19 protein-coding genes are annotated in these 21,273 nt (G+C 73.3%); 15 read left to right on the forward strand and 4 right to left on the reverse strand.

All coding sequences use genetic code 11. The features are described 5' to 3' along the window. Positions 1-170: 170 nt before the first annotated feature. Entirely contained in the window at positions 171-1,322 is a 1,152-nt protein-coding gene (locus tag ACZ597_RS30615; protein WP_471336952.1) for a dihydrofolate reductase family protein, read from the reverse strand. 325 nt (positions 1,323-1,647) lie between these two features. On the opposite strand from ACZ597_RS30615, the gene ACZ597_RS30620 reads away from it, so the two are divergent. From ACZ597_RS30620 to ACZ597_RS30675, 12 genes are all read left to right on the forward strand, one after another. Next, positions 1,648-2,820, forward strand: coding sequence for a glycosyltransferase family 2 protein (locus ACZ597_RS30620; RefSeq protein ID WP_471336954.1), 1,173 nt, complete (start codon positions 1,648-1,650; stop codon positions 2,818-2,820). A gap of 23 nt (positions 2,821-2,843) precedes the next feature. After that, the gene (locus tag ACZ597_RS30625) at positions 2,844-4,010 is read left to right on the forward strand and encodes a hypothetical protein (RefSeq protein ID WP_471336957.1); all 1,167 of its coding nucleotides are present in this window, start codon (positions 2,844-2,846) and stop codon (positions 4,008-4,010) included. A gap of 117 nt (positions 4,011-4,127) precedes the next feature. Then, the gene (locus ACZ597_RS30630; RefSeq protein WP_471336960.1) at positions 4,128-4,784 is read left to right on the forward strand and encodes a GTP cyclohydrolase II; all 657 of its coding nucleotides are present in this window, start codon (positions 4,128-4,130) and stop codon (positions 4,782-4,784) included. Further along, on the forward strand, positions 4,781-6,136 hold the full coding sequence (locus ACZ597_RS30635; protein ID WP_471336963.1) for an MFS transporter: 1,356 nt from the start codon (positions 4,781-4,783) through the stop codon (positions 6,134-6,136). Before ACZ597_RS30630 ends, ACZ597_RS30635 begins: the two co-directional genes overlap by 4 nt. Positions 6,137-6,186: 50 nt before the next feature. Beyond that, positions 6,187-7,863 (forward strand): WD40 repeat domain-containing protein, encoded by a 1,677-nt coding sequence (locus ACZ597_RS30640; RefSeq protein WP_471336966.1) that lies wholly within the window; start codon positions 6,187-6,189, stop codon positions 7,861-7,863. Between the two features lie 28 nt (positions 7,864-7,891). Beyond that, positions 7,892-8,647, forward strand: coding sequence for a class I SAM-dependent DNA methyltransferase (locus ACZ597_RS30645; RefSeq protein ID WP_471336968.1), 756 nt, complete (start codon positions 7,892-7,894; stop codon positions 8,645-8,647). Between the two features lie 18 nt (positions 8,648-8,665). Continuing rightward, the gene (locus ACZ597_RS30650) at positions 8,666-9,982 is read left to right on the forward strand and encodes an extracellular solute-binding protein (RefSeq protein ID WP_471336971.1); all 1,317 of its coding nucleotides are present in this window, start codon (positions 8,666-8,668) and stop codon (positions 9,980-9,982) included. A 43-nt stretch (positions 9,983-10,025) separates the two neighbouring features. Continuing rightward, on the forward strand, positions 10,026-11,537 hold the full coding sequence (locus ACZ597_RS30655) for a glycoside hydrolase family 3 protein (RefSeq protein WP_471336974.1): 1,512 nt from the start codon (positions 10,026-10,028) through the stop codon (positions 11,535-11,537). Positions 11,538-11,630: 93 nt separating this feature from the next. Beyond that, entirely contained in the window at positions 11,631-12,725 is a 1,095-nt protein-coding gene (locus ACZ597_RS30660; protein WP_471336977.1) for a phytanoyl-CoA dioxygenase family protein, read from the forward strand. Positions 12,726-12,739: 14 nt separating this feature from the next. After that, positions 12,740-14,062: a DUF6271 family protein gene (locus ACZ597_RS30665; protein ID WP_471336980.1), complete on the forward strand. Its 1,323-nt coding sequence runs from the start codon at positions 12,740-12,742 to the stop codon at positions 14,060-14,062. 3 nt (positions 14,063-14,065) lie between these two features. Continuing rightward, positions 14,066-14,581 carry a GNAT family N-acetyltransferase gene (locus tag ACZ597_RS30670; protein ID WP_471336983.1) on the forward strand — a complete coding sequence of 172 codons (516 nt, stop codon included), beginning with the start codon at positions 14,066-14,068 and terminating at the stop codon, positions 14,579-14,581. After that, positions 14,578-15,732, forward strand: a complete 1,155-nt coding sequence (locus ACZ597_RS30675) for an MFS transporter (RefSeq protein ID WP_471336986.1) — start codon at positions 14,578-14,580, stop codon at positions 15,730-15,732. The genes ACZ597_RS30670 and ACZ597_RS30675 overlap by 4 nt, the downstream gene beginning before the upstream one ends. Before the next feature lie 70 nt (positions 15,733-15,802). Here ACZ597_RS30675 and ACZ597_RS30680 read toward each other — a convergent pair whose 3' ends face one another. Further along, positions 15,803-17,215: an aminopeptidase P family protein gene (locus tag ACZ597_RS30680; protein WP_471336989.1), complete on the reverse strand. Its 1,413-nt coding sequence runs from the start codon at positions 17,213-17,215 to the stop codon at positions 15,803-15,805. Between the two features lie 148 nt (positions 17,216-17,363). Between ACZ597_RS30680 and ACZ597_RS30685 the strand changes: the two genes are divergently transcribed. The 3 genes from ACZ597_RS30685 (at position 17,364) to ACZ597_RS30695 (ending at position 20,373) form a co-directional block, all read left to right on the forward strand. Continuing rightward, entirely contained in the window at positions 17,364-18,347 is a 984-nt protein-coding gene (locus tag ACZ597_RS30685) for a LuxR family transcriptional regulator (RefSeq protein WP_471336992.1), read from the forward strand. Positions 18,348-18,501: 154 nt separating this feature from the next. Continuing rightward, positions 18,502-20,037 (forward strand): NCS1 family nucleobase:cation symporter-1, encoded by a 1,536-nt coding sequence (locus ACZ597_RS30690; protein WP_471336995.1) that lies wholly within the window; start codon positions 18,502-18,504, stop codon positions 20,035-20,037. 132 nt (positions 20,038-20,169) lie between these two features. Further along, entirely contained in the window at positions 20,170-20,373 is a 204-nt protein-coding gene (locus ACZ597_RS30695; protein WP_471336998.1) for a hypothetical protein, read from the forward strand. A gap of 93 nt (positions 20,374-20,466) precedes the next feature. Here the strand turns inward: ACZ597_RS30695 and ACZ597_RS30700 are convergent, their stop codons facing one another. Then, positions 20,467-20,742, reverse strand: a complete 276-nt coding sequence (locus ACZ597_RS30700) for a hypothetical protein (RefSeq protein WP_471337001.1) — start codon at positions 20,740-20,742, stop codon at positions 20,467-20,469. A 32-nt stretch (positions 20,743-20,774) separates the two neighbouring features. Further along, a complete protein-coding gene (locus tag ACZ597_RS30705) occupies positions 20,775-21,062 on the reverse strand; it encodes a hypothetical protein (protein WP_471337004.1) in 288 nt (95 codons plus the stop codon). Positions 21,063-21,273: the final 211 nt, after the last annotated feature.

Consider the following 21,273-nt stretch of genomic DNA (forward strand, 5'->3'; position numbering starts at 1 on the left):
TCCTCCGTGGTTCCTGGGTGGTGCGTACGGGCCGGCGTGCGCGGTCCCGTCGACGCTACGGAAAGTGACCGACCGTTGCCATGGTGACGCGCAGGGGCCACACGAAGGAGCGAGCCCGTTCAGGGTTCCCGGCCGGGCCGCCGGCGGCGCCGGCGGCCCACGCCGCTACGTCACTCCCCGGGTGACAGGTGCCTGTTGGGCGCCCGGCCCGCCTCCGCGTACTCGGGAGCCTCCACCACGGTGATGCCCCGCGCCCGGAGCCGTTCGGTGCCGTTCGCGTCCGGCACGAAGGTGTCGGGCTCCCGCCAGGCCGTCACCACGCGCCGGATCCCGGCCCCGGCGATCAGTTCCGCGCACGGGTGCGGGTACGAGGCGCGGTGTCCGCAGGGCTCCAGGCTGCTGTAGACGGTGGCGCCGGCCAGGTCGGGATTCCCGCGCACCTTGGCGAGCGCGGCCTGCTCCGCGTGGACGCGCGCATCGCCCCCTTCGCGGGAGTGGCCCCGCGCGAGCTCGCGGCCGTCGGCGGCGACGACGATCGCCCCGACGGAGAAGGCCGTGGCGGAGGGCGGGCAGGCCCCCGCGAGTGCGCAGGCGTCCCCGAGCCAGGCCGCGTCGGCGGCGGTGGCCTCCTCCCCGGCTCCCGGGCGGCGGTGGGCGGCGTAGCGCAGCAGGGTCACGTCACCGATCGTCCGCGTCCCGGCGAGCGCCAGCCGGTGCTCCGGCCCGCCCGGGTAGTCCCCCGGTCCGAACATCCGGGGTGCGTCCGGCCGGCCCACGATGACCGGGGCGATGACGAGCTGCAGCTCGTCCGCCAGCCCCTGCCGCAGGAACTGGGTGTGGATCCGGCCGCCGCCTTCGACCATCAGCCGGCGCACGCCGAGGCCGTGCAGGTGGTCGAGGACCTGCGGCCACACGTCGTCCTCCGTCACCAGGTGGACCGTGGCCAGGTCGCCGACGGCCGCCACGGCCCTGTCCCGGGCGGCGCGGCCCACCGCGTAGACGACCTTGGCGCCCCCGTGGTGCCAGAACCGCCCGCCCGGGTCGAGGTCGCCGCTGCGCGTGACGGTGGCCTTCGCGGGGTGTTCGGGGAGTCCGGCGCCGACGCGGGCCGCGCGCCGCGCGGCGGAGGCCACCCGCACCCGGGGATCGTCGGCCCGCAGCGTGCCGGCTCCGAGGAGGACCGCGTCGCAGGAGGCGCGCACGGAGTCGACGCGGTCGAAGTCCTCCTCGTTGGAGAGCAGCAGCCGCGGCTCCCCGGGAGGCGTGTCGAGGCAGCCGTCCAGGGAGACGGCGGCCGAGAGCAGGACGTAAGGACGGGGCACGGGAAGGCTCCTCTGAGCGGAAGCGGGGCGTGGACGCGAGGGCGGAACGGGCCGACCGCACCGCCCGAAGAACAGGGTTGGCCTGGCGCCGGGCGATTGGTACAGTCCAATGCGTGCCGTCGATCTTGGAGCCAACCGGTCTCGACGGCCTCGTCGATCTGTGTGTCCGCCCTCTGCGGAACCTTCCACCGGATGAGATCCGGTGCACCGTCGGACCAACCTACAGCTGGAACCTGACAGTCACTCACGGAGGAGTCGCTTTGTCCCGGTCGAGAACGAAGAAGCGCAGGTTCTTAACCTCTCCGCTGGCCGCGTCGAGGCACCGATGACCGACATCCTGGTCCCCACCTGGCCGCTGCGCCCGTACGCCGCGGCCCCGCCCCCATCCGACTGGCGGCCCACCCGCCGGCTCACCCTCCTGATGCCGTTCCACCGCGAGACCGAGGCGACGCTCGCCCGGTCGGCCCGGGCCGTGGCCGAGCTGGAATACCCCGCGGAGCTGCTCCAGGTGCTGTGGCTCGTCGCCGACGGCCCGGAGCACGCACGCGAGGCGCAGCAGGCCGAGGACGCGCGGGCCGCCGCCGGCCGCCCCGAACTCGACTGGCGGATCCTGCGGCTGCCCGGCATGCGGCCCAAGGGCGCCGCCCTGAACCACGCCTTCCCGTACGCGGAGGGCGAAGTCGTCGCCATCGTCGACGCCGACGTCGTACCCGACCCCGGCCAGCCGGCGGAAGCGGTCTGGGCCCTGGAACACGGCTACGCACTCGTCCAGGCCGAGGAGGTCGGCGAGCCCGGTACGCGGCTGACCTCACGCGTGAAGACCGCCGAGGACACGGTGTGGCACGCCTCGGTGCGGGGACTGGCCCGGGCCGCCGGCGTCCACGTCGTCGCCGGGAGTTCGGTCTACGCCTGGAGCGCCACCTGGGACCGGGTGCGCCCTATCGTGTCGGACGACGTCGAGGAGTCCTACCACTGGTCCTTGCGGCTGATGAGCGAGGGCGCCACCACCGGCTTCCTGCGACGGCCGTCGCGGGTCAGCTCGACCGACCGTACGGGAGCGGCCCTGCGCCAGCGCGCCCGGTGGGCCAGGGGGCAGCTGCGGGCCGTGGCCGTGTCCTGGCCCGAACTCTCCCCGCGCGGACGCCTGCTGGGGGCGGTCACGGTGGGCAGCATGGCGGCCAGGGCCGCGATGCCGGCGCTCCTCGCCGCCGCCGTCGTCTCACCCCGGGCCCGCAAGGCCGCCGCCGCGGTGTTGGCGGCGGACGCGGCCTGCGTCCTGGGCGCCCGGCGCACCGCCGAGTACCGCGACCGGGCCGACGGCCTGGCCTGGACCCTGGTCGTGCCGTGGCACCTGGTCGGAGCCCTGGCCGTGTACCGCGCCGTGTGGGAATGGGCACGGGGCGACCGGGGCTGGCACAGCGTCCGCGAGACGGCCGACCCCGCGGTGGCGGGCGCCGCGCCGACCGCGCCCGGGAACGAGGAAGGGGTGTCCCGTTGACCCCCGCCACCGGGCGTGCGCCCGTGATCAGTGCAGCGATCATGGCCCATCCCCGGCGTCTGGACGAGGCCGGACGGCTCGCGGACGCCCTGCGGCCCTGGCAGGCCGCGATCGCCGTCGACCCCGACCCGCACGGGCCGCCCACCACCTTGCGCACCGCCCGCGCGGCCTGGTCCCGGATCGGCGCCGCGGCCACCCACCACCTCGTGCTCCAGGACGACGTCGAGCTCTGCCGGGACTTCGTCCGGCGGGTGGAGGAGGCGGTCGGGGAGCACCCGGACGCGCCGCTCGCCTTCTACGCCAACTGGAACTCGTGGAACGGCGCCGCGACCAGGGCCGCCGCACTCCAGGGGGCCTCCTGGGTGCCCGCCGTACCGGGGGAGTGGGTGCCGACCCTGGCGCTGCTCCTGCCCCGGCACGACGTGACGGCGCTGCTGTCCGCGGTGCCCGCGGAAGGGGCCCGGCCGGAACCCGACGACGTGGTCGTGGCCCGCGAACTGGCCGCGCGTCGCCGCCGGGTGCTGATCTCGGTCCCGCACCTGGTGGAACACGTCGGATCGACCAGCATCATGGGCAACGACCGCTTCGGGCCCCGCCATTCGGCCTGCTTCGCCGACGACGTCCAGGACGCGGAGACCGGGCGTCCGGCAACCTCCGGCACACTGCCGGAACCCCCGCGGGTCCTCGTCCACCGCCCGCACGGCCACGCCCACGTGGTCCTCACCGCCCCGGACGGCGCCGGCGACGAGCCGCTGTTCCTGTCCCGCGATGCGTACCTGCGCGGCACACCCGCCGCCGGGCGCGCGCGGGAACTGTGGACCCGTGCCCGGGCAGCCCTCTCCGGCCTGCGGGTACCGGACGAACTGCTGTGGCTGTGCGAGGAGATCTGGCACGGCGGCTACCTGCTGGGCCTGCACACCCCACCCACCGACCACCCGCCCTCTCCCGTCCTCATCCGTGTCGCCCTGCGCAGCTTGATCCTCGGCGGCACGGCCGACGACCCCGGCCACCGGCTGTGGATCGAACAACGCGCGGCACGCCTCACCGACCTCGCCGAGCAGGCCTTCACGGCCGGCCGGGACGACCGGCGCACCCACGGGCCGGTGCCCGCCCTCCCGAGCGAGCGGCTGGCCGGACTGCCCGCGGCCCGGCACATCTGGCGCCACCCCGGGCTCGCCCTCTCCACCTGAGCCGACCGCGCCGACACCGGACCCAGGCTCCGGTCCCCGGCCGCGCCCCCATGCCCGGGCGCGGCCCGGCCCCCGCATACCCCCACGGCACGAACCCATGAAGGGTGTTGAACACCGATGGCCACGGCCTTTCCCGTAGACGAAACCCCCGCATCCGACGTCCCCCGCTGCGAGATCCGCGCGGAGGTGTCCGTTCCGATCGAGGCGGGCGGACGTACCCTGACAGCCCGCATGTTCACCTTCTCCGGGCTGATCGACGGCCGCGAACACCTCGCGCTCGTCTTCGGCGACGAGATCGCCCCCGTGCCCCTCGTGCGCCTGCACTCGGAGTGCCTCACCGGCGACGTGTTCGGTTCGGGCCGCTGCGACTGCGGGCCCCAGCTCCAGGAGGCGACCGGCCGGTTGGCCGATGGCGGCGTCCTGCTGTACCTCCGGCAGGAGGGGCGGGGCATCGGCCTCTACAACAAGCTGGACGCGTACGTCCTCCAGGACCAGGGGCTCGACACCTTCGAGGCGAACCGCCGCCTGAGCTTCGCGGACGACGAACGGGACTACCGGGTCGCCGTGCAGATGCTCCGGGCGCTCGGCGTCGAAGGCATCCGACTCCTCACCAACAACCCTGACAAGGCTGCCCAGTTGAAGGCATCGGGCATCGCCGTGCACGACTCGGTCGGCACCGGCGTCTTCCTCGGCGCCGGCAACCGGCGGTACATCGAGGCCAAGGTCCTGCACGCCGGCCACCGGATCGCCCTGACGGAGGTGGCACCGGCGTGACCCGGCCGACGCCGGCCGCGCCGGACGCGCCCGCGCGGTGGCGCCGCGCCCTGGGGGTCCCCGACCTGTCGGGTCAGGGCAGGATCGTGGCCGCCACGGCGCTGGACACCTTCGGCGCGGGCATGTTCACCCCGCTCTCCTTCCTGTTCTTCCTGATGACCACCGACCTGACGGTGGCGCAGGTGGGACTGGGGACCAGCGTGGCGACGCTGCTGTCCATACCCCTGACCCCGCTCGCGGGCATGGCCGTCGACCGGTGGGGCCCCAGGGCGTCGCTGATCTCCAACAACCTGCTCGCCGCCGCGGGGTACCTCTGCTACCTCCTGGTCGACTCGCTCCCCACCCTGGTGGCGAGCATGCTCGTGGTCCTGTGCGCCGACCGCATGTACTGGGCGGCCTGGCCGGCCTTCGTCGCCGACCTCGCCCAAGGCGCCGAGCTCGACCGCTGGTACGCGTTCACGGCGGCGGGCAAGAACGCCAGCGTCGCCGTCGGCGGGGTCGCCGGCGGACTGCTGCTGGCCGGCGGCTGGTCCGGCGCGGGGATGCTGATCGTCGTCGTCAACGCCTCCACCAGCGTGCTGACCGCCCTGCTCTTCTGGAAGCCCGTACGACCGGCGGATCCGGTGAAGCCCCCGGGCCCGGACGGCGGGACGGCGGCACGACCGCCACAGGGACCGGAGCAGGGGCAGGCAGGGGCGGCGGAACCGCAGCCGGAACCGGCCCGGTCCGGCTGGAGGGCCGTCTTCGCCGACCGGATCCTGCTCTGCGTCCTCGCCTCCCAGACCGCCCTCACCTTCGGCTGGCTGATCCCCACCCTCATCCTCCCGGTCTACCTCGTGGAGGTGCAGGACCTGCCGGCCTGGCTGCCGTCGACCGCGCTCACCGTCAACGCGCTGCTCATCGTCGCCGTGCAGTCCACCCTCACCGCCCGGCTCGGCACCATCGCCCGCAGCCGCGTGATCTCCTGGGCGGCCGTGCTGATGCTCGCCACCGTGGGCCTGCTCGCCCTCGTTCCGCTCACCGGCGGAGCGGTCTCGATCGCCCTCGTGCTGGGCGCCGTGCTCCTCTTCACCACCGGCCAGATGACCGCCACCCCGGCCATCGTGGCGCTCTCCGCGACCCTCGCCCCGCCAGGGGCCCGCGGCCGCTTCCTGTCCCTGTTCAACCTCACCTGGACGGTGTCCGCGACGACCGGGCCCGCGCTCGTCGGCGCACTGGTCGAGCGCCGGGCCGCGCTCCTGTGGGTGGTGCTCGCCTGCCTCGTGGCCCTGGGCGGCCTCGGCTACCGGTTCACCGGCGGCCTGGCACCCCACCGGCTCGGCAGCCCGCGCGCACAGTCCGCCGAAGCCTGACACCCGTCCAACTCCTCCACCCCGTACCGCACACCGAGGGAGACACTCACATGATCCGCCACTACGGCCCCATCAGCGGCGTCGCCGCCCACAACACCCGGTACGTCGCCACCGCCGGCTACGACAACCAGCTGATCCTCTGGGACGCCGCCGACAAGCGGGCCCTCGCCCGGGCCACCCACGACCACCTGAGCAACCAGACGGCGTTCAGCCCCGACGGCCGCCACCTGGTCAGCTCCTCCAGCGACTACTCGGCCCGCCTGTGGTCGGTCCCCGACCTCCGGCTGGTCGCCGTACTCGCCGACCACAAGGACGACGTCGAGATGTCCGTCTTCCACCCCGCCAAGCAGCTGATCGCCACCGCCTCACGCGACCACCACGTGCGGGTGTTCGACTTCGCGGGCGTGCTCCAGGCCACCTTCACCGGCCACACGGCGGACGTCATATCCGTCGAGTGGGTCACCGGCACGGACGAGCTGGTCTCCTCCAGCGACGACGGCACCATCAAGCGGTGGTCCCTGGAGACGGGCGGCATGCTCGCCGAGATCGACCTCGACGGCGTGGAGACCGACACGGTCGCCATCACCCGCTCCGGCGCCATCTACGCGGGCAACGACGAGGGCGAGATCATCGCCATCGCCGACGGCGCCACGACCACCCACCCGGCCCACGAGGCGGGCATCAAGCGACTCGTGTACAACGCCGACCGGGAACTGCTGGTCAGCCTCAGCTACGACCGCACCCTGCGCGTGTGGGACACCTCCGGCGGGCTCGCCCCGGTGGCCACCTCCTCCCTGCCGCCGGAGGTCTGGCCGCGGTCCTGTGCCTTCCTCGACAGCGACACCCTCGCCTTCGCCACCTTCGGGTCCACGTACGCCACCTACCGCGTCGCGGCACAGGAATGGAACCTCGACGGCATCGAAGGCACCCCGTGCGTGAACGCGGTGCACGTGGAGGCGGACCGCACCCTCACCATCGGCGACGCCGGAGTGCTCTGGGTCGACGGCACCCCGCACAGCGAGACCGGCAGCCTGTGCAACTTCCTCACCCCGGTCGGCGGCCGCGTCGTCACCGGCGGCCAGATGGGCAAGGTGTTCGACGCCATGACCGGCGAAGTGCTCCACCAGCACCGCTCGCCGCTCAACTGCGGCGCGGCCTTCGAACGCGACGGCGTCCCGCACGTGGTCGTCGGGGCCTACACGGGCGAGGGCATCGTCTTCTCCGTGGCGGCGGACGGCACCTTCCGCCACGAGACGACCCTGCGGCTCCACGGCAACGCCGTCAAGGGCCTCGCCGTGTCGGGCGACCGGATCTTCTCCGTCTGCGCCGACGGCAGCGCCACCTGGTTCTCCGTGGAGACCCTCACCGAACTCCACCACGTCGACGACGCCCACGACCGCATCGCCAACGGCTGCGCGGCCCTCCCCGACGGCGACTTCGCCAGTGTCAGCCGTGACTACAAGCTGCGGCTGTGGCGCGGCTTCGAACCCACCGTCGTCACCACGCCGCACGACCACTCGATCAAGTCCGTCGCCGCGACCCCTGACGGGCGGTTCGTCGCCACCGGTTCCTACCACGGCCTGGTCGCCGTGTACGACGTGGACCTCGGCACCTGGACCACGACCCGGGTCACGACCGCCGGCATCTCCTCCCTCACCTACGACACCGGGGCGGGCCGCTTCCTCGCCGGCTCGTACGACGGCCGTGTCCACCCCGTCTCCCACTGACGCCCCACCTCACCGCCACGGAGAACGCGTGTCCACGACGCACGACACCTACGGCTACGGCCCCGACTTCTACGACGACGAACAGGTCTTCCCCCGGTACCAGGAAGCCCGCGCCGCCGGCGACGACGGCAACGCCACCCTGGAGGAGCCCTACGTCACGCGCTTCGCCGGAGACCTGCGCGGCAGGTCCGTGCTGGACCTCGGCTGCGGCGACGGACGGTTCGGCGTGGCCGCACTGGCCGCCGGGGCACGCCGGTACCACGGCGTCGACGGCAGCGCCCGGATGCTCGCCCTCGCCGCCACCCGCCTGGACCCCGGCACGCTGGAGAAGGCCGACCTCACCACCTGGACCTCCGCGGAACCCGGAGCCTGGGACGTCGTCACCGCCCGCATGGTCGTGCACTACCTCGACGACCTGCCCTCGCTGCTCCGCGAGGTCCGCCGCTGCCTCGTCCCCGGCGGCACCCTGGTGGTCTCGGTGGAACACCCCGTGGTCACCTGCGCCTACGACGGCGACTGGCACGACGGCGTGCCGTCCGAGATGCGCGTGCGCGGTTACTTCGACGAGGGCCCGCGCGACTGCGAGTGGCTCGGCGCCTCCGTGCGCAAGGTCCACCGCACCGTCGAGACGTACGTGGCGGCCCTCGGCGAGGCGGGGCTGCCGCTGACCGCCCTGTCGGAAGGCCGGCCCAGGCCGGAGAACTTCCGCGACCAGCGGACCGGCACCGCCCGCCGGGCCGTCCCCACCTACCTCGTGCTCCAAGCCCGCAAACCGACCGCCTGAACCCAAGAGAGGAACGACATGCCACGACGTCTGCGACACGCCGCGGCCCTCCTCGCCTGCCTCCTCCTGCTGAGCCCGGCGGCCGCGGCGAACGCCGCGGCCGGACCCGGCCCCTCACAGGCGAGGGAGCTCACCGTCTGGCTGATGTGGGGCTCCGTCCCCCAGCCGGAAGTGGAGCGGCTCACCGAGGAGTTCGAGCAGGCCCACCCCGGCGTCACCGTCAACGTGCGGATGCAGGGATGGCCGGGGATCGACCAAAGGCTGGAAGCGGCCCTGAACTCCGACGAGGCACCGGACGTCGTCGAGACCGGCACCACGACGACACCGTACTTCGCCGCCAAGGGGCTCCTGAAGGACCTCTCCGACCAGTCCGACCGGCTCGGCGCCGGGGAATGGATCCCCTCCCTGCGCGAGTCGGGTAACTGGCAGGGGCGCCAGTACGGCATCCCGCTGTACGCCGCCTCACGCGTGGTGATCTACCGCAAGGACCTCTTCGCCGAAGCCGGACTCACGCAGCCGCGCGACCAGGAGGAATGGCTGTACACCACCCGGCGCCTCGCACGGGCCCACCGGGCGGAGCCCGGGTTCCAGGCGATCCACCTCCCCGGCCAGAACTGGTACGTGCTGTCCGGGCTCCTCCACGACCGCGGCGGACGGATCGCGCAGTACGACGGCACACGCTGGCGGGGCGGCCTGAGCACACGGCCCGCCGCCGACGCCCTCAGGTACTACCGCGCGCTCCAGTCGTACTCCCAGGCCCCCAAGGACCAGGACGAAGCCCACCCCTTCCAGTACGAGGTGCTGGCGAAGGGACAGGTCGGCCAGATGATCGGCCTGCCCTGGGAACTCGCCGACGCCGAACGCATCAACCCCGAACTGCGCGGCAAACTGGGCATGTTCCCCGTCCCGGGGACCACACAGGACCGCCCCGGCAGCGTCTTCCTCGGCGGATCGCACCTGGCCGTCGCGGAACGCGGCCGACAGCCCGCCCTCGCGGCCGACTGGGTCGCCAGGCTGACCGGCCCCGCCTACCAGGAGCGCCTGGCGACCGCGAACGGGGTGCTCCCCAACCGGCTCGCCCTCGCCCGGACGATCGACCACCCCGGAGTCCGGGTCCAGGCCGAGGCCGCGGCCAACGGGCACACCACCCCGGTCGACCCCCGCTGGCCCACCGTCGAGGCCGCACCCAACCCCGTCAAGACCCTGCTCACCGACGTACTGACGGGCGAATCCCCCCGCACGGCCGGCCGCCGCGCCGACACCGTGCTCGAACAGCGCCTCAACACCGGCCCGACACCGCCCGGGAACACCCCCGCAGCGGGCACCCGCCCGTAGCGCCGCCGACCACCCCCACGCCTCCCTCTCCGCAAGGACCCGCATGCCCGACCACCGCCACCCCGAACTCATCCGCCTCGCCAACTCGGTGCTCCAGCCGGGCTTCGTGGGCACCACCGCGCCCGACTGGGTGCTCCGCAGGATCGCCGGCGGCCTGACCTCCGTCGTCCTCTTCGGCCGCAACATCCAGAACCCGGAACAAGTCGCGGCGCTCACCGCGTCGTTGCGCGCCGAGAACCCGGACCTCATCGTCGCGGTCGACGAGGAGGCCGGCGACGTCACCCGCCTGGAGAGGCACACCGGATCCTCCCGGCCCGGCAACCTCGCCCTGGGCACCGTCGACGACCCCGACCTCACCTTCCGGGTGGCCCACGACCTCGGAATCGAACTGCGCTCGGCCGGCGTCTCCCTGAACTACGCCCCGAGCGCCGACGTGAACTCCAACCCGCTCAACCCGGTGATCGGCGTCCGCTCCTTCGGCGCACACACCGAGACCGTGGCCCGCCACACCGCCGCCTGGATCCGGGGCCTGCAGTCCGCCGGCGTCGCCGCCTGCGCCAAACACTTCCCCGGCCACGGCGACACCACCGTCGACTCCCACCACGGCCTGCCGAGTCTCGACGCCGACGCCGAGACCATCGCCCGCGTCGCCCTGCCGCCGTTCCGGGCGGCCGTCGAGGCGGGCGTGCGCAGCGTGATGACCGCCCACATGCTCATCCCGGCCTACGACGACGCGCTGCCGGCCACGCTCAGCCCCCGGATCGTGGAAGGCCTCCTCCGCGACGAACTCGGGTTCACCGGCCTGGTCATCACGGACGGCATCGAGATGGGCGCCGTATCCGGCCTCTACGGAATCACCGGCGCGACGGTCAAGGCCGTCGCCGCCGGCGCGGACGCGGTGTGCGTCGGAGGCGAGAGCGCCGACGAAGCCACCACCGTCGCACTGGCCGAGGCCCTGGCCCGCGCCGTGCTCGACGGCGAACTGCCCGAGGAGCGGCTGATCGAAGCCTCCGGCCGCGTCACCGAGTTCGCCGGCTGGTCGAGCCGGCTCCCGCAGGCCGAACCGGACCGGGACGCCGGCCGGGACACCGGCCTCGCGGCAGCCCGGCGCGCGGTCCGCGTGCTCCGCCGGCCGGACGCCCCCACGTCCCTGCCCCTGGCGGGCGCGCCCCACGTCGTCGAGCTGGCACCCGCGACCCACCTCGCCATCGACGGCGGCACTCCCTGGGGCGTGGCCGACCCGCTGCGCGCACTGCGCCCGGACACCACCTCCGTACGGCTCGGCGAATCGGACCTGGCACAGCGCGACACCCTCGACCGGGCGGCGCTGGCCCCCGCCGAGGGACGCGCCCTGGTCGTCGTGGTACGCGACGCGGCCCGGCACTCCTGGATGGAGCGGGCCCTGGACGGCCTGGTGCGGAGCCGCCCCGACGCGGTGGTCGTCGAGATGGGCGTCCCGTCGGGCGCCGCACCCGCGGCCGTCCACCTGAACACGCACGGCGCCACGCGCGTCAGCGGAATCGCCGCGGCAGAAGTGCTGCTCGGCGCCGTCTGAACCGAACCGCGAGAAGCGACCGACAACGACACGAGGACCCCGGGGGAGCGGCCCGTCCGCTCACCCCGGGCGCTGTGAACCATGGAGCGTGGCATGCCGACCCTCGACGCCCTCGAACACCCTGAGCACCCCGTGCACCCTGAGAACCCCGAACATCCCGAACGTCCCGGCCACCTGTACCGCGCCGCCTCGGACCTCCCCTACTTCAGCGCCGACGGCGAGACCTACCTCTCGCCCGTCCGGCTGCGGGACCTGCGCAAGACCCGCCCCTTACGCGTGCTGTCCGAACAGGACTTCGCCGCGTGGCAGACCGACGGCTACGTGATCGTCCGGAACGCCATATCCTCCGACGCCGCCCGGCGCCTCCTGGAGTTCGCGTGGGAGTTCCAGGGCCTGGACCCCGACCGGCCGGACGGATGGTACGCGGAACGCGAGTTCCGTTCCGAACTGGACCGGCACCTCCACATCTACGGATTCGTCGAGGCCTATCACCACCAGCTCATCTGGGACAGCCGCCAGACCCGGCGCGTCTACGACGCGTTCGTCGACGTCTGGGACTGCGAGGAGCTGTGGGTGACCCTCGACCGCCTCAACCTCAACCCGCCCAACGTCGGCAACCGCGACCGCGCCCTCATCGAACCGACCGACCGGGGCTTCGACATCGACCTCCACTGGGACGTGGACAGCACGCTCGGCGTGCCGCCGCAGCGGGTCCAGGGAATCATCGCGCTCGACGACACGCACCCGGAGACGGGAGGCTTCCAGTGCGCGCCGGAGCTGTTCCGGCGGTTCGACCAGTGGAAGGCGGCCCAGCCCGCCGACCGCGATCCGATCAGGCCCGCGATCGACCGCGCGGAGTTCCCCGTGATCCGGCCCGAACTCGCCGCCGGCGACCTGCTCATCTTCAACGGACACCTGGCACACGGCGTCGCACCCAACACCTCCGCACACCGGGTCAGGGCCGTCCAGTACCTCTCCATGATGCCCGCCCTGGAGGAACACACCCGGCTGCGGCGCTCCCGCATCGAATCCTGGCGCCGGCTCGCCACCCCCGACTGGAACGGGACCCTCGTCGGCGACGCCACACGGCACGAATCCCTCCGGTACGACAGGGCCGCCCTGAACGACCTCGGCAGCAGGCTGCTGGGGCTCCGGTCCTGGAGCACCGCACCCGCGCCGGCGCAGTGAACAGGAGAAACGACGTGGACAAGATCTGCCTGACCCTCCCCACGAACCGGCCCTGCACCGACACGATCGAGGCCGTCGGCCGCGAGGCCGCCCACGCCGCACGCCACTTCGGGGCCGAGGTCCACCTGCTGGTCCTCGACTCCGCCGACCGGCCCGCGTACGCACGACACGCACGCGCCGTCCGGGCGGCCGGGCTCGCACCGGGCGTGATCGCACACCACCTTGACGAGGCGGAGCAAGGGGCCTTCCTGCGCGCGGCGATCGAACGGGCCGGCCTCGCCGACCCCGACCGGACGCTCGGCCTCATGCTGCCGTCCGCGGTCTCCTACGGTGCGTGCACCAACCGAGCCTTCCTCATCGCCGCCGCCCTCGGCTGCCGTTCGGTCCACCGCCGGGACTCCGACAGCCGGTACCAGGAGCGGGACGGCGAGCCCGTCTTCCCCATCCAGCACGAACTGGCCCACCTGGGGAAGACGGCGGGCGACGCGGCCGCCTCCGTCACCGAGAACACGCTCGCCGCCGACCACGCGGACCGGCCGGTGGTCATGGCCGGGGCCTCCTTCGTGGGCGAACCGTCCGTCGACCTCGCCGACCTCCAGCGCCGGGCACCCGACGTCCACCGCGAGGTCGTCGGCCTGTGGGCGCCCGCCACCTGGTCCGACCAGGAGCGGGCGGACCTGGTCGCCGAGTCGTTCAAGGGCGCCGGCACCGAGCCGTTCACCCACGACCACACGGTGCTCGGCCTCGTCGACCCCATGCGGGTCGACATGTGCAACATCGCCTTCCACCACGAGGTCCACGAGCGGGTCCCGCTGCCCCCGGCGACCGACACCATCGGAAGCGACTACTTCCTCTTCCACTTGGTGCACCACGCGGGCCTGCCCGGCGTCCTGCACAACCGGCACATCGTGAACTTCCACACCCACGAACGCAAGACCGGGGCGGGCTTCACCGCCTACCAGACCCGGTACACCAAGTTCCTGCTGTCCATGCTCCACTTCCGGTTCCTCCACGAGCGCATGGCGCTGGCGGGCGCCTCTCTCCTCGACGGGCACCACCGCCTCCGGGCGGACCGGGTGGCCGCACTCGTCCGGCAGAGCACCGGCCTCGACGACGCGGAGAACGTCGGGCGCCTGGACACCCTCACCCGCTCCTACCGCACCCTCGGCGGAGCGTACGCGGAGTTCGCCGAAGGCCTGCGCCTGCGGGGCCCGCGCCTCCTCGGCGAGGCGCGCGCGGACATGGCGGACTTCGCGCACCTCGTCGACTCGTGGGCGGAGATGGTGCACGCGTGCCGGACCACACCGCTCCGCCCGCCCCACCACCGGGAGGCGTAGCCCATGGCTGCCGGGACACGGATACGCGGCATCTCCACGGCCGACTGGGACGCCATAGCGGCACTGGAGGGCGCGGAGTACGGACCCCGGGGACTCTCGGAAGGCCGGACCGCCCTGGAATCGAGGGGCAAGGCCTCGCCGGCCACCTGCTTCGGCCTCCACCACGAACGCCGGCTCGCCGGATACGTGCTCGCCTTCCCCTACCCGGCGAGCCGCTGCCCCGACCTCCTCCGGCCGGAACGCACCCTGCACCGCTCGGACAACCTGCACCTGCACGACATCGTCGTCGCCGAGGACCTCCGCGGCAGGGGCTACGGCAAGGCCCTCCTGCACCACCTCTCGGCCACCGCGCGGGCGGCGGGGTACCGGAGGATCTCCCTCGTCGCCGTCTCCGGCATGGAGACCTTCTGGGCCGCCCGCGGCTACCGCCCCCAGGACGAGGTCACACCACCACAGCACTACGGCGGGAACGCCGTCTACATGTCCAGGCCGATCCGGGAAGCCGACCGCCCCACATGACAGCCACCCCTGCCCTGATCCCCTTCCCCCGCGCCCAGCTGGCCATCGCGTCGGTGTTCTGCCTCCTCGGATTCCAGTACGCCACCTGGGCGTCCAGGCTCCCGGCCCTCAGCACGCGGCTCGACCTGTCCGAGGCGCGACTCGGCCTCCTGCTCATGGCCTGCGGTGCGAGCGCGGCAGCCTCCTTCCCGCTCGTGACCGCCCTGATGCGACGGCTCGGCTCCCGCCGCCTCCTGCTGCTCTCGGCCCCGGTCCTGGCGCTGCTCCTGCCCGCCCTCGCACTGGCCCCGAACTACCCGGCCGCACTGGTGGTCATCTGCTGCGACGGCATCGCGGTGGGCTGTCTGAACGTCGCCATGAACGCGCAGGGAGCCGCCCTGGAGGCGGCCCACGGCCGCACCGCCATGGCACGGCTGCACGCGGCGTTCAGCGCCGGAGCCCTGGGCGCGGCGCTCCTCGCCTCCGGCGTCACCACCCTGACCCCGAGCCTGCCGGCCCACTTCGGGCTGGCCTGCGTCCTCCTGCTGCTGTCGCTGGCCTGGGCCCGGCCCCGGCTGCTGCCGGACGAATCCCACCGCGGCGGGGAGAAGACCCGCAGGCCGCGGACCGTCGTATCCGCCGCGGCCCTGTGGATGGGATCCGCGATGGCCTTCGCGACCGTGACCGAGGGCGCCATGAACGACTGGTCGGCGCTCTACCTGGACACGGTGGTCGGAGCCTCCGAGCAGATCGCGCCGCTCGGCATCGCCGTCGTCTCCGTGACGATGGTGACCGCGCGCCTCTTCGCGGACGGCCTGCGCAGCCGCTGGGGCGACGGGCGGGTCGTCCGCGCCGGCAGCGCCCTCGCCGGGACGGGGCTGGCGCTCGCGTTGCTGACGGGCGGACTCGTGCCGACCCTGATCGGCTTCGCCTGCGTCGGCCTCGGAGCGGCCGCCGTGACCCCCTGCGTATACGTGGCCGCCGCGGGGCACGGCCCCGACGCACTCGCCCTGGTCGCCGCCATGGGAACCACCGGCCTGCTGGCCGGACCGGCCCTGATCGGCTTCATCGCGAGTGCGGGCGACCTCGTCCGGGGCATGGCGGCGGTCGCCGCGTCCTCCCTCCTCGTGACCCTGTGCGCCACCCGCATCACGTGGCACCGCCCGTCGTGACGAGCTCGCCGGCAGGCGGCCCGGAGGGGGCCGGCCCGGCGCCCCGCGGACGGCGGGGCGCCGGTTTCCGTCAGCCCGCGACGCGGGCCATCCACGCCTCGACCTCGTCCGCCGAGCGCGGCAGCCCCGCCGAGAGGTTCTCGCTGCCGTCGGCGGTCACCAGCAGATCGTCCTCGATCCGGACCCCGATGCCGCGCCACTCCTCGGGAACCGTGAGGTCGTCCGGCTGGAAGTACAGGCCGGGCTCGACCGTGAGCACCATGCCCGGCTCCAGCACGCCGTCGACGTACTCCTCGTTGCGGGCCTGGGCGCAGTCGTGGACGTCCAGTCCGAGCATGTGGCCGGTGCCGGCCATCGTGAAGCGGCGCTGCAGGCCGAGCTCGTGGGCGCGGTCCGCCGGGCCCTCGATGAAGCCCCACTCGACGAGCTTCTCCGCCAGGTACCGCTGTGCCGCCACGTGGAAGTCACGGTACGAGGCCCCCGGCTTCACGGCGGCGATGCCCGCCTCCTGGGCCTCGTACACCGCGTCGTACACCTTGCGCTGCACGGGCGTGAACGTGCCGCTGACCGGCAGGGTGCGGGTGACGTCGGCGGTGTAGAGGGTGTGCGTCTCCACGCCGGCGTCGAGCAGGAGCAGGTCGCCGGGGCGCACCCGCCCGTCGTTGTCGGTCCAGTGCATGATCGTGGCGTGCTCGCCCGCCGCGCAGATCGAGCCGTAGCCGACGGAGTTGCCCTCCAGCCGTGCCCTGCGGAAGAAGGTGCCCTCGATCCACCGCTCGGAGGACGCGACCGCCCGCGAGAGTTCACCGACGCAGTCGGTGAACCCGCGCACGGTGGAGTCCACCGCCTTGCGCATCTCGCCGATCTCCCAGGCGTCCTTGACCAGGCGCAGCCCGCTCAGCGCTTCCTCCAGTTCACCGTCGCGCCCGGCATCGGTGGTGACCGCGGCCTCCAGCGCCGGGTCGACGCCGCGGACGATGCGGGTGGGCACGGCGGGCGCGGCGGCCAGGTCGTCCACCGCGGTCCGGACGTCGCGACAGGGCAGCCCGAGGACGTCCTCCGACTCGGCGAGGGAGCGGCGACGGCCCATCCACAGCTCGGCGGTGTAGCCCAGCCAGAACTCGTCGGTGTCCCGGCCGTCGCGCGGCAGCTGGTAGCAGTACGCGTCGTGGCCGCCGTCCGGGCGCGGTTCCAGGACGAGCGCGCAGTCGCGCGCCTGGTCCCCGGTCATGTGCACGTAGCCGGAGTACGGGCGGAACGGATAGGTGTCGTCGTTCGAGCGGGTCTTGAGGTTGCCGGACGGGATCACCAGCCGCTCGCCGGGGAAGAGCGCGGAGAGCGCGGCGCGACGTCCGGCCGCGTACGGGGCCTGCTCGTCGAGCGGGAGGCCGTGCCGTTCGGTGTCCGCCCAGCCCGTCCTCATCAGAGCGGACAGTTCCTCGGAAACCCCCGAGTAGAGGCCGTTCTTGCGAGCCTTCGCCACGTCGTGCACCTTCTTCCGGATGGGTTCGGCTGCCGAGAGTTCCCGGCGGTTCCCGGACGGTACTGCGGGACGGCACGCTCGGGAGGACCGGTGGTGCCAGTGGCACCGATCGGCCACCGCGGCCCGGCGGTCGTCGATAATGCGGTGCATGGCGAACCCCAAACTCGACGAGGCCCTGCGGATGCTGGGGATCGGCCCCGCGGCGGGCCGCGTGTACCTGTCCCTCCTCGAACTGGCCCCCGCCCCGCTCACCGAGATCGGGGAGGCGGCGGGGCTGGACGCGGCCGAGTTCGCCGCGGCGTACGGGGAACTGGTCGACGCGGGGCTGGCCAGCGCCGCCGCCAAGGGCGCGGACGTGGTGGCGCCGGTGCCTCCCGCGGCGGGCCTGGAGATCCTCGCCAGGCACCGGGCGGCGGAACTCGAAGGGTCGCGCGTCACCGTGGGCGGCGCGTTCGAATCGTTCCGCCGCCAGCGGCTCGCGGCGTACAACGACGACCTCGTCGAGGTGGTGACCGGCGACGCCATCGGCCCGAGGATGCGCCAGGCCTGGACCAGCGCCCGCGCGCAGATCCGCCAGCTCGACTCGCCGCCCTACTTCCCGCTGGCGGGCGCCCTCGACGACGCGCTGGCGACCCTCGCCCGGGGCGTGACGCAGCGGGTCGTCTACTCGAAGGCGTCACTGGAGATGCCCGGGCAGCTGGAGACGGCCATCGAGCCGTGCATCGAGGCCGGTGAGCAGGCCCGGGTGGCGCCGGCGGTACCGGTCAAGCTGGTGATCATCGACGAGGCGTACGCGCTGGTGTCCCTCTCGATCAGGGAGGCGGACGTCCACAACACGATGCTGGTGGTACAGCCGTGCGGCCTGCTCTCCGCCCTCCTCGCCCTGTTCGAGCAGACCTGGCAGCAAGCCCTGCCCTTCCACGGCCGCGCCACCCGCCCGGCCGGCCTGCCGCCGGCCGACCGCCGCCTGCTCCGCCTCCTCGCGGGCGGAGCGGGCGACGAGGTCATCGCCCGCGAACTGGGCATCAGCCGCCGCACCTTCTTCCGCCGGCTCCAGATCCTGATGGCCCGCCTGGGCGCCGAGAACCGCTTCCAGATGGCCCTCCAGGCACAGCGCCACGGCTGGCTCTGAGCAGGGGCGCCGCACCGCGCGCGCAGTGAAAAGGAGGTGGTGTCCCTCTCGCCCCGGAGCGCCCCGGGAGGACACGATGGACCGCGAACCGGTGTCCAGCCCTGACCGAGATCTCCGCCCGAGGCCTCCGACCGACCCGAAGGGGCGTGCGCACATGCCCGACCACCACCCGACCGCCGAGAGCGGGGACCGCGTCGAACTCGCCCCCGGCGAAGTCCCCTCCGACGGCCGTTTCGCCAACCCCGACCTCCTCCCCGTACCGGTCGGGGCCAGGCGCTGGACCACGTACAACTTCACGGCCCTGTGGGTCGGCATGGCGCACAACATCCCCTCCTGGCTGCTCGCCTCGGGGCTGGTGGCCCTGGGGATGGACTGGAAGCAGGCCGTCTTCACGATCGCGCTCGCCAACCTCGTCGTGCTCGTGCCGATGCTCCTCACCGGCCACGCCGGCCCCAAGTACGGCATCCCGTTCCCGGTGCTGGCCCGGGCCTCGTTCGGGGTGCGGGGAGCCAACATGGCCGCGCTCATCAGGGCGGCCGTCGCCTGCTGCTGGTTCGGGATCCAGACCTGGATCGGCGGGTCCGGAATCTTCGTCCTGCTCGGCAAGATCTTCGGCGGCTGGGCGGGGGCCGCCGAGATCGGCGGCGAGCCGTGGACGCTGTGGCTGTGCTTCATCGTCTTCTGGGCCCTCGAACTCGCCATCATCTACCGGGGGATGGAGGCCCTGCGGCGCTTCGAGAACTGGGCCGCGCCCTTCGTCATCGTCGGCGCGCTGACCCTGCTGGTGTGGATCGGGCTGAAGGCGGGAGGCTTCGGCGAACTGCTCGACCAGCCGTCCCGCCTCGGATGGGGCGAGGACTTCTGGCCGGTCTTCTTCCCCTCGCTCATGGGGATGATCGCCTTCTGGTCCACCCTGTCCCTCAACATCCCCGACTTCACGCGCTTCGGCGCCGGCCAGCGCTCCCAGATTCTGGGACAGACCCTCGGGCTCCCCACGACGATGACGCTCTTCGCGCTGCTGTCGGTGTTCGTCACCTCCGGCTCCGAGGCGGTGTACGGCGCCCCGATCTGGGACCCGGTGGAGCTCGTCGCCAAGACCGACAACGTCTTCGGGCTGCTGTTCGCCCTGGTCACCGTACTGATCGCGACGATCTCGGTGAACATCGCGGCCAACGTGGTCTCCCCGGCCTACGACCTCGCCAACCTGGCCCCCCGCCTGATCGACTTCCGCCGGGGCGCGCTCATCACCGGAGTGGTCGGCGTGCTGATCATGCCGTGGAAACTGACCTCCACCCCCGAGCTGTACATCTTCACCTGGCTGGGCCTGGTCGGCGGGCTCCTCGGCACGGTCGCCGGCGTCCTCATCGCGGACTACTGGATCGTGCGCCGCACCCGGCTCTCGCTGCCGGACCTCTACCGGGAGGGAGGCCCGTACTGGTACACGGGCGGCTGGAACCTCCGGGCACTGGCGGCCTTCGCGGTCGGCGGGGTACTGGCCATCGGCGGCTCCCACTCGGCCCCCGGCAAGGGCCCGTTCCCCGAGGAGGGCCTCATCCCCGTCCTCAAGCCCCTCGCCGACTACGGCTGGGCGGTGGGGCTGGCCGCGTCCCTGCTGCTCTACACCGCGCTCATGACCGGCGCGCGCCCCGCCGCACCGGGAGCCGGGCGCGGACGCGGCGGACCGGCATGACGCCGGCGGGAGGACCGAGATCCCGCCTCGCGGGGCCCCTGCGGGTCGCCCATGCTGGTGGTAGGCGCCGTCGGCGTGAGATGTCCTTGTCCTTCCAGGAGGCCGGAACCGGCGCCTGATCGGAGGAGAGACATGCGTGCGCGAAAGCTGGGTCTCGCTCTGGCCGCGGCAATCCTTGCGGGTGTCAGCGCCATGGGTGCCGTCAGCGCCCAGGCCGCCGCGTCCCCGGACATCACCAGGGACGAATGCACCGCCGCAGGCGGACAGGTCACGCAGATCCCCTACGGCGGCACCGTCTGCACGCTGCCCGACGGGAGCAGGCAGACGGTCACCTGACGAACCGGCGGACCGGAGCGACGGCCGGGTCCCCTGCCCGCACTGCGGGCAGGGGACCCGGCCGTCGCTCCGCCGTCGCGCCGAGGGGTCCGGCTACCTCGGCTCGGTCGCCGCGAGCCGGCATGCCCCGCTCGCCGCGCCACCCGGCACTCCGGCCTGGGTCAGCCCGTCCACACAGCCCGGGAGGTCCCCGTGGACCCCGCGGGTACAGGCCGCCGTGACGGCCTCGGTGGCGCCGGCACCCGCCTGCGCCGCCATGTTCACGCATGCGGGGATGTCAGCCCGCGCGGCCGGGGCGGCGAGCGCCGCACCGCCGAGCGAGAGGGTCAGGCCGGTGAGGACACCGGTGATGAGGGTCGACGTACGCATGGCAGACACCTGCTTCCTGCGGCCGCTGTCTACTAGGGAGCCAGGCGGCAGGCGCTCACCGCGGTCCCGTTGGTGACTCCGCTGCCCTTGGTCAGGCTCGACACGCACTGGTCGTGGTTGCCGGTCTGACCGGCGTGACAGGCCATCCGGACGGACTCCGGGGCCTCGCCGCCACGCAGCTCGCGCTCGACCTGGTTGATGCATGCCGTGACGTCCGCGTGCGCGGAGGGTGCCATGAGGGCGGCGCCGCCGAGGGCGAGGGTCAGGCCGGTGAGGACACCGGCGATCCGGGTCCGGAGGACGCGGGTGGACGTGCGCATGGGCGTACCTGCCTCTGCGGGATCGTCACGCGGTCCGGAGCCTGGCGCTGCCGGACCCGCGCGGGAACGGCGCCGGGCCGTCGGACCGGCCCGGCGAGGGCTTATCTGCTGAGCCGTCCGAGCCGTCGTGACCGGTCGGGCGGCCACCGCTCGCAGGGGGCTGCGGGGCGGCTCCTCCTGCTGCTTCCACCGTACGACCGGGGCGCTCCCG

The sequence above is a fragment of the Streptomyces sp. NPDC040718 genome, from assembly GCF_055593565.1.